The organism is Aquabacterium soli (assembly GCF_003933735.1).
Classification (GTDB): Bacteria; Pseudomonadota; Gammaproteobacteria; order Burkholderiales; family Burkholderiaceae_C; genus Aquabacterium; species Aquabacterium soli.
In genome coordinates this window covers 1-3,780 of record NZ_RSED01000045.1, presented here as the reverse complement: position 1 = coordinate 3,780, position 3,780 = coordinate 1, and the positions used below count along the sequence as shown (strand labels likewise).

Here is a 3,780-nt window from a genome sequence, read left to right as displayed (position 1 = left end):
GGCTTGACCAAACGGTTAGGCGCTGCGCGAAGGCACCCTGGCTTACCTGTCAGTTGAAGATACGCCGACGAAGATTGCATTTGCGCCGTTTTCAATTGCGCACCTCCATCAGCCGTTTGATTTCTTGAGCAGTGAAAAGCGCGAAGCGATTTGCTTTGAAGTCAGTGGAGTTGATAACCAATCGCTGAACAATGATGCTGGCTCCCTGACCTAGCGGAAGCAGGATATGCTCGGCACCTTCGCGAATTGCACCCCTTGCAACGTGAACGAAATCAGCATCGGTATCTGGTGGTTCAACGGACTCAACAGCCACTTCTACTTGGCCTGAATCATTGAGATGCATTAGCGCATCGTAGATGACGACATAGCTGCCGCCGCTAGCGGCTTGGTTAATCTTTTTGACGCTGAGCTTCATATGGAGAGGCCTAACGCCCGCGTTAACAGGCGAATGCCAGCGAAGCTGGTAGACGTCCTGTTGAACAAAAGGTTAGGCTATTAGCAGACGCTAGAGTCATTGAATTCATGATTCATAGAGCGCGTGGCTCGAAGACAAGATCTGACCGGCATGTGAGAACTCTATGTCAGGGGCCGATGTGAAAGTAGATACGCCACAGCATAAATGTAGATAGCGAGCCACCAGCAAAAGCGCTTACTGCGGTAGCAGGAACTGTGCGAGCTTTGCCAATTGCAAGTAGAGCTATACCAACTAAGGACGAGATTGCCAAAACGTGTGCAGCAGCGATGACAAGGATCATTCCGCTAATAACAAGGGCCCATGCCGAGCCGCTCGGACCGGAGAAGCTAATTATTCCCGTTAATGCAAAGCATCCTGCGATTAATAAAAGTGATCCCCATACACCAGCGATGGATAGCCATTGAAAGTACTTGAGCATGTCCAATGCCTAACGCCTTAGTTCAGAGGCGCCGCGCTTGGCCTGGCCGAAGCGATGCGAACATGTAGGCGTCCTCTGGAACGACCCGTTAGGCAGAGCCCAACGCCGAAGGCACTGCGGTTGAAGGCGGCACTGGTTTTAAGCTCATAGCCACCGCGAGCAACACGAAGGCGGCAGCGTGTGGCCCGCGGCCAATTTGTGTTGGAGGTAGCGAGCGATTGACGCGCGCGGCCTGCACCTGACATTTTGTTTTCGTTCATGCTGAGCCCTTTGCGGACCAAGAACAGCGGCATTGGCTGATGCTCCATTGGAGCATATTCGCAAGTCCCGCAAGCTGCGGCCTAACGCCAATAGGTAAGGGGCGCGAGCGTGGTTGGCCCGAAGCGATGCCATATGTCAAGCGTCCCCTTGACCGTACCGTTAGGCTTCGCCGCAAGCACTATTGCGTGTGCGCGGCATACACCCTGATTTGACTGTTGCATCACGCTCGGGCCTTTCCGTTGGCGCTTGAATCGATTGAGCCAGCATGACCAACCGGGACCTGACAGCTACACCATTATTCTACGGCTTGGCGGTCAGGTCCCGGCTGCTTTCTGCTTCCGCTTGCGAGCACGGCTGATGGCTGTGGCGATGATTGAGGCGAGCAGAACAGTTGGCCAGATGAAAAGCCCAGCAATTTCTCCGACGCGGCGCGAGGAATCAAAATCCGTACCAAATACAACGCCGACAACGGCACCAGCCGCGACTCCAAGAATCGAAAATAGGGCAAGCCACCTGATGAATGTCAGCATGAATTTCCTTATGTGCAGTGGTTTGATTTATCCAACGAATAGCTATATGCTTGTTTTGTGGGAGCCTAACGAGGCTGCAGAAAAACTCCCGCGCTCGCGCTACGCGGTCGTTTTACGGGGTCCTTGAACCACTCCCGGCAATGAGATCGTCGATCCTGGGTCGTTCTGAGAGGTCGATTTTTCTGCGATGACAACACTGCGCTCCTCCTGGGAAGTTTTTCTGCAGCCTCAACGCCCTAGTTCAGGGGCGCCCATAAGGCGTTGCCGAAGCGAAGCCCTTTGTCAGGCGTCCCCTGGAACGCCCAGTTAGGCAGGTGGCAGATGCGAGTGTCTTTGCGTAGTCCATGGCGTTACGCCTAGATTTTTGGCTTGGGCTGCTATTAGCTGGATTGCAAAGGGTGATCTTGAGGCCACTGCCCATTGAGTAGAAGCCATGTTTTGGATATCGGCTTACGGTGGCCTGAGAACTCATCATTGATCGCGATTCGCAAAGACTCAGATTGCAAGGTTTTAGGATCGGTAGGGAATGCAAAAAGACAGTCTTGGTTCACTGCGATAGCGGCAAGTTCGGTCTGGCCAAATTGAGCAGCCAGACTTTCATGAAAGTTGCCTAGGAGCAAGCCTCCCGCCGGCGCCATCCAGTTACCCCTTGAGCAACCGATTACGGTTCCGTCAATCAGGGTGGCTGCGCCAAATTCAAACTGTTGCTCTTGCCATGCTCGTGCAAGGTTCTGCGCCGCTTGCTCAAACGCGCTACCTTCATCTAGCCCCAGAGCTCCCAGGTCTTCGGGTCGGACGTTCCTCACGCTACCTTGACCGTCAAAAACAAGGATGATGAATACATCCCGGCCTACTTGCCACGAGATCAATGAGTCAGGGGTTGTGTGGTCTACCCAGCTTTTGGGTACCACATATGGATAGATTTGCTCGATTGTGCCGTCTGCCACAGATTTTCCTTAGTGAAGCCTAACGCTCGCGGTAAGCCGCGCCGGAGTGCGAAGCACGGAGGGCACCCGCAAGCGCAGCTTGTGGGCGTCGGCTTGACCAAACAGTTAGGCTGGTGACAGAGGAATGGCTTGTTGAAGTGGTCATGGCTTTTGGAGGAGCGCCTCAAGTTCTTTGAAGTGTCTTGAGCGCGATATCCCTTCGCTTCCGGACGTCGCGCATGAAGCACACCAGCCAGCTCGACCTGCGGCTACGCTTAGCATTCGCAATTGAACTGGCTTTGCCGATGCAATGGCTGAATAGTGCTGAAGCGCTACCGCCGCGAAGTCACGGTCTAGAGGCCAACCCAACTTATTGGCTTCAATTTCTAAGGTTTCGAATAGTGGCTTGGTTTGATCTACTGTGGCACAAGCGGCGAGCAGTCGAGCTATTGCTTCAACTGGCTCGGGATCTGCGCCGTCTTTGATTTGAGCGATTTTTTCGGAGTCAAGAAGCGTCATTTTGAAGAGCCTAACGCCCGCGTTAACAGGCGGCTGCCAGCGAAGCTGGTAGACGTCCTGTTGAACAACCAGTTAGGCCGCCACGCGAAGCCACTGTGTTGAGCTCGTTTAATGAAGGTATGCCTTGCTGCATTTGAGCGCTCATTTCCGTGGCGATCCAATGGATGCTGAGCTTGGTGCCTGTGGTGGTACAGCCGAGATCGTTTGCCGCGCAGTGGAAACTTCGACGATTGGTTTGACAGCACTGAAGCCACAAACACTGCTAATTGCACCCGCGGAGAATGCGGCGAGACTTCCGGCGACCAGCGCAGACGTCCACCAGAAGAACTTCATGTGTGAGCGAGGCTGAAAACCACGCTCGGGGAACTGCTCGTTGTACAAAGTGTATTGAGTTGCATATGCAGTGCAAAACGCGGCAACGCAGAAGACTAGGCCCAGAAGGAAAAAGCCTGCAGGTAAAACAAAGCTACCGGCAGATGGGCTGATTGCCTTGGAGTTGCCAACAAAGGTGAGCAGAGCCACTACTGCGCCACCGTTGACTAATAGCAGTGCTTTCAGGCCCTCTGTCGCTAAGCCGACCATGGACTTGAAGGTTTCAATCGCCTTTGCTTCACTCATGTTTGGAGGCCTAACGCCTGCGGTAAGCCGCAC

The 3,780-nt window shown here is 53.8% G+C and carries 6 protein-coding genes; all 6 read right to left on the bottom strand.

The genetic code is table 11. The features are described from left to right. Positions 1–91: 91 nt before the first annotated feature. Positions 92–415, bottom strand: a complete 324-nt coding sequence (locus EIP75_RS23640) for a hypothetical protein (RefSeq protein WP_125245645.1) — start codon at positions 413–415, stop codon at positions 92–94. 166 nt (positions 416–581) lie between these two features. Beyond that, the gene (locus EIP75_RS23635; protein WP_125245644.1) at positions 582–893 is read right to left on the bottom strand and encodes a hypothetical protein; all 312 of its coding nucleotides are present in this window, start codon (positions 891–893) and stop codon (positions 582–584) included. Between the two features lie 575 nt (positions 894–1,468). Beyond that, positions 1,469–1,684, bottom strand: a complete 216-nt coding sequence (locus EIP75_RS23630) for a hypothetical protein (RefSeq protein WP_125245643.1) — start codon at positions 1,682–1,684, stop codon at positions 1,469–1,471. A gap of 380 nt (positions 1,685–2,064) precedes the next feature. Beyond that, a complete protein-coding gene (locus EIP75_RS23625) occupies positions 2,065–2,631 on the bottom strand; it encodes a hypothetical protein (RefSeq protein WP_125245642.1) in 567 nt (188 codons plus the stop codon). A 141-nt stretch (positions 2,632–2,772) separates the two neighbouring features. Continuing rightward, complete coding sequence (locus EIP75_RS23620; protein WP_125245641.1) at positions 2,773–3,129, bottom strand: hypothetical protein; 357 nt, start codon at positions 3,127–3,129, stop codon at positions 2,773–2,775. 141 nt (positions 3,130–3,270) lie between these two features. Next, positions 3,271–3,780: hypothetical protein (locus tag EIP75_RS23615; protein ID WP_233585023.1), on the bottom strand; the 510-nt coding region annotated here is incomplete at its 5' end.